We start from the raw sequence: 5,132 nt of genomic DNA on the forward strand, positions 1-5,132 counted from the left end.
CATGCCGTATCATATTCACGACAAGGCAATATGCAACAATTTTTATTTTTTAGGTGGAGTTTTGAGTATTCATAACGCCCGCCTAAGGGGCTGGCAACGCATAACACTAAACTCAAACACAACAACCGAAACCACCGCGGCTCAATGGGACTGGAAACGCCACGCGTTGACAGTCCCTCTTGAGGCGTTTGTTAGCAAAATAACTTACACATTTACTTCAAATTCTACTGACGGAACAGCCTCAAAACCCTTAGTAGGTTTGAAGGACATTTTATGGATAAAATTCTGCATACTATCTGAAGGATCTATTGACTCCATATTCAAGCCATACAATGTATTTCTCGATATATATACTGACAATATATTCTGTTCTTCGAGATGGCCAGTTACTTTATTCAATAACTTATCTGTAGCGTTAATTAATATGAATTCATCAGGCAAAATGGCAAAAGCCTCTCTTGCGATTCGTAAAACTGAACTACAAACATAATCCTGATAAAGTTCATTAAACTTACCTACAGGCATTTTTTTAACTGATAACTTTCCACTTTTAAGTAACGATTTTTGCTCACTAGGAATAATATCCTCCCCATGAATATTGACATTTATAGTCAAAAGTGAATTATCTGATACTGAAAAATGTAAGCTAGAACCTAGCTTGTCTAACTCACTAAAAGGGGCAAGCTCTTTAATCGTATTAATTTTCGCTTCTGGAACACCTGCAATAAGCAATTTTGCTTGCTCAATACTCTCCAACCATTCTTTACAATCTTGTTGCCATTTTTTAAGCGATTTTTCAAAATCAACTTGATCTTGTTTTTTAGCAGATTCAATGTCTCTATCGAAAGATTTAATTTTACTTTCAACACGTTTAAACAAACGATCAATGAAACTTGGCTTATATTTTTCCTTTTGATTAACAGCATGTATTTCTAACCTATTGAAGAATGAAGGCTTTGCAGGCTCTTTTGAAGCTAAAACACTATGCCAATCAATTTCATCACCACATTCTTTATGCATAGATTGGATAATTTCTATGTAATTTTCAAAAACCTCAACTTCATAAGCCGCTTCTTCTAGCTCTTGCATTTTTGCATTTTGTTTACGTCTAAGCTCAAGTTCTCTTTGGCGCTTTTTAGCGTTTCGATCTGCTCTTTTCGCAGCTGCATTTATAGATCTAACTGTACCTTTCCAACCCATATCTACCTCAGTTAATTATTATTTTGCTAACGCCCGCCTAAGGGGCTGGCAACGCATTACCACTAAACTCAAACACGGCAACCGTAACCACCGCAGCTCAATGGGACTGAAAACGCCACGCGTTGACAGTCCCTCTTGAGGCGTTTGTTAGTTTCGTAGCCTATTGTTTAACAATGATTTTTTAAACGCATCTGCATGAAAATCATTTTACGCAAAAGAATCGAACAAACACACGTCCAACACCAAAAGCTGTGAAGTTGGCTACCAAGACTCAAAACGATCAAGGCTAAGTTGACCACGGTTAAGAGTCCGCGACAAAGAAAGCCAGATCACAGCGATGACTCAGCCTTTTATGAAACCAAGCTGTCCGTGTTGAACATCCGACAACATTGAAGTATCGAGGCTTGTTGGCTTTCAGCAACTTTGAAATAGCTGAACTTTCAACACGTTCAACTGAATCATCATCGTCAAAAACTCAAAAGCTAAATTGTGCAAATTGAACGCTGAAAGCTAAATTCTCAGAGCATTGAACCTAAGCTTTTGATGATTTTTCTTGATAGAAACTAACGCCCGCCTAAGGGGCTGGCAACGCATTACCACTAAACTCAACCACAACAACCGTAACCACCGCGGCTCATTGGGACTGGAAACGCCACGCGTTGACAGTCCCTCTTGAGGCGTTTGTTATGATTCCGATTTATCACCACGTTGATGCAACTGACGCTCAAGGCCTAGCAAGAAACTTTTGAGAACCTGGTCTTTACACTCTCTGTAATGCTTGTTATCTGGCTTACGGAAAAATGCACTCAGTTCATGCTTGCTTAAACGAAAATCTGCAAGTTGGAGGATTTCCAGAAGATCCTCAGCCTTTAAGTTCAAAGCAATACGTAACTTTTGAAATACAATATTATTACTTATTTTTTCTTCTGCTCGAGGTTCTTCACCATCACGTTTACCACGCTTAAAATTGATGAATCCGTTTAGAAATAAAGCAAGCTCTCTATCGCTAAGTTCAACAAAAGAATCATCTTCTTCTTTTTTCAGCCAGCAAGAGACTTGTTCATCTAACACAGCAAAGCCTGCTAAAGAAAATATTTGGGACATTATCTGGTCATTCAGATCGAAGGTATAACTCACTCGGCGTAAAACATCATTATTGGTCAAAATAGTTCCTAGTATTCGGTAAATCCAGTGCTATCAACGTGATTACTGGAAGGCTCGGATTTTAGCAAACTTGCTGCCTACACCCTACCAATTGTGCCAACTTATGAGGAAACATAACGCCCACCTAAGGGGCTGGCAACGCACTACCACAAAACTCAATCACAGCAACCGTAACCACCGCGGCTCATTGGGACTGGAAACGCCACGCGTTGACAGTCCCTCTTGAGGTGTTTGTTATGGTGATTTACTTGAGGCTGGCTTGAATAATTAATAACTCTATTTCTTGGTTCGAAGTATTAACTAAACCATGTGTGCCAAAGCGCTTATTAACTATCATATCGCCCGAAGTAACCTTCGTTTCTTCACCCTCAATCGTCATAGTGCCCTCACCTTTCATGATAATATACATTTCTTCATCATCTCCGTGGCTGTGTTCACCCATAGAGCTTCCCGGAGGCATTACTACACGAATAGCAAAGTCCCAAGCACCGTCAAAATCTTTGCGTCTAAAAGCACGATAAATGTCTATTGAACCTTCGCCATCATGGCTATTGTGGTCAACTTCTTTATCGCATGTATAAAAGTTACGAATCATCTATATCCTAATTCCTTTTTCGATAGATTTTTCTCAAATATCTAGAGCACCATAACGCTGCGTTAAGGGGTGAATGCCGCCTAAACCAACTTTCCGCAGACCACTTTCACCACCAAAACTCACCGCATACCAAAAATGCCACGCGGCATGAATCCCTCTTGAACGCCTTGTTATGTGATTGATGCTAAAGATACTTAGGAACTTTTCTTTTGAATATCTCTACTAATTCGGGATCCATGTATTTGTATATATCAGGTATACCCAAGCAAATGATACGTTGTCTATTAATCTGACCTCGAAATTTCTTTATGAGCTTACTTTTCTGGGACTGCTCCATGACAAATATAACATCGGCCCACTCAACATCTTCGACACTTACTGGAACCTGAGCATCATTGCTAATACCAGCAGATCTTACTTCCATATCGGGTGAGTTAGCAAAAACAGCTTCACCTGTAGGGCTACGCAATTTATTACGACTACATATAAATAGTATATTCATTGGTAAATATCTCGAAATCACATAACGCCCGCCTAAGGGGCTGGCAACGCATTAACACTAAACTCAATCACAACAACCGAAACCACCGCGGCTCAATGGGACTGGAAACGCCACGCGTTGACAGTCCCTCTTGAGGCGTTTGTTATGCATGTGCCACAACGCGAGCCATATGATAAACGTCAACGTAGCTGCCATTTCTGAATGCATAAGCTTTCGACTCACCTTCAATTACAAAGCCGAATTTCTTGTACAAGTTAATCGCTCGTTCGTTATCCACATAGACCGTCAATTCGATTCGTTTCAAATTCAGCCAGTTATCCGCTAAATCGATAACCGTTTTCAGTAAAGCACTACCTACACCTAAACCTTGAACATCGTCTTTGACACCCATACCGAATGTACCGACGTGACGACGTCGCGGATTGGTACATAGCTCAAAACCCAAATTACCTACTACTTCACCGTCCACTACTGCCACATACGCATAAACATGCTCTGGAATATTCTGAAAACGTTTTTCCCACATATCTGAGGATGGAAGCGGAAGTTGTAATGTGCCGGTGTAGGCATTTGGGCACTCATAAATTCCTTTTATCGCTTTAGCATCTGATGGCTCTGCTCGCCTGACTTCAACAACCATAGTTCCTCTTTCCTAAAAAGTGCATAACGCCATGTTAAGGTGTGAGCAACGCAATACCGAAGCCGCCGCAGACCACCTTAAACACTAAAATCAACGCATACTGAAAATGCCACGCGTTGCGAATCACTCTTGAACAGTTTGTTAGTTTTTTTCTTTTGAGTAGCGAACGTCCCGTCGGTACATAACAATAGGTCTTGAACCAAAGCGTCCTCGACCATGTCCAAAAATCATGGAAACCACCACCACAACAGACATTACCGTACTAGCAAAGACAAACCAGTTAACCGTATAACTTTCACCCCAAGACCTTATTAAGTCTTGGTCAACTAAGTACTTGATGCCCAACAACAACCAAATAAGCACAAATACTAAACTAACTATTTCATTAATTTTTGATACTGAATAGGTTTGTATTGGGTGAACTGTTTTGTATAAAGGTCCAGTAAACGCGTCCTCTAAAAGGTCAACATGTACTTCCCAGTGCCGTTGCCACGATTTACTGCCTATGTTTGTGAAATGCCATGCTAAAGATAAGACAAAACCAATACAAATGAGAAAATACACCTCAACATGATTGAAAGCATCTTGCTTGTCGTAATTGTCCGATGAAACCAAGGCGAAATAACCAACAAACGTACTAGCTATAAACGCCCAAAAATACGTTGCTCGCTTCCAATACATTTCGATCTCAAAGTTCCTAGTAGCCCATGCTTTTTCAAATGCTCTTTCTGCTTTTTCAGGGCATAAGTCAATCAAGTCTCTTTTATACTCTTCCTCTGAGAGTTCGGTAAGACCTGACTTTTTAGTAGAAAAAATATAATCAAAAATTGCCACTGGACCTCCAAAAAAACTAACGCCCGCCTAAGGGGCTGGCAACGCATGCCACCAAACTCAAACACAACAACCGTAACCACCGCGGCTCAATGGGACTGGAAACGCCGCGCGTTGACAGTCCCTCTTGAGGCGTTTGTTAGCTTCGTAGCCTATTGTTTCACAATGACTTTTCAAACACATTTGCTTGAAAACGATTT

General features: G+C 40.5%; 5 protein-coding genes and 1 pseudogene. All 6 read right to left on the reverse strand.

Annotated elements, in window-relative coordinates:
• Positions 1-204 precede the first annotated feature (204 nt).
• The 6 genes and pseudogenes from D908_RS0119840 to D908_RS20205 all read right to left on the reverse strand — a co-directional run bounded on the left by D908_RS0119840 (position 205) and on the right by D908_RS20205 (position 4,935).
• A complete protein-coding gene (locus tag D908_RS0119840) occupies positions 205-1,200 on the reverse strand; it encodes a hypothetical protein (protein ID WP_032467709.1) in 996 nt (331 codons plus the stop codon).
• A gap of 264 nt (positions 1,201-1,464) precedes the next feature.
• Positions 1,465-1,590, reverse strand: a pseudogene (locus D908_RS22675) (DUF645 family protein); the annotation flags it as partial.
• Positions 1,591-1,884: 294 nt separating this feature from the next.
• The gene (locus D908_RS03830) at positions 1,885-2,364 is read right to left on the reverse strand and encodes a YehS family protein (RefSeq protein WP_005526559.1); all 480 of its coding nucleotides are present in this window, start codon (positions 2,362-2,364) and stop codon (positions 1,885-1,887) included.
• 244 nt (positions 2,365-2,608) lie between these two features.
• Positions 2,609-2,959 (reverse strand): cupin domain-containing protein, encoded by a 351-nt coding sequence (locus D908_RS03825; RefSeq protein WP_005526561.1) that lies wholly within the window; start codon positions 2,957-2,959, stop codon positions 2,609-2,611.
• A 644-nt stretch (positions 2,960-3,603) separates the two neighbouring features.
• Positions 3,604-4,101 carry a GNAT family N-acetyltransferase gene (locus D908_RS03815; RefSeq protein ID WP_005526565.1) on the reverse strand — a complete coding sequence of 166 codons (498 nt, stop codon included), beginning with the start codon at positions 4,099-4,101 and terminating at the stop codon, positions 3,604-3,606.
• 141 nt (positions 4,102-4,242) lie between these two features.
• Positions 4,243-4,935 (reverse strand): RipA family octameric membrane protein, encoded by a 693-nt coding sequence (locus D908_RS20205; protein ID WP_005526567.1) that lies wholly within the window; start codon positions 4,933-4,935, stop codon positions 4,243-4,245.
• Positions 4,936-5,132: the final 197 nt, after the last annotated feature.

Origin of the sequence: Vibrio mimicus CAIM 602, assembly GCF_000338875.1 — a bacterium.
In the GTDB taxonomy this organism is placed as follows: domain Bacteria; phylum Pseudomonadota; class Gammaproteobacteria; order Enterobacterales; family Vibrionaceae; genus Vibrio; species Vibrio mimicus.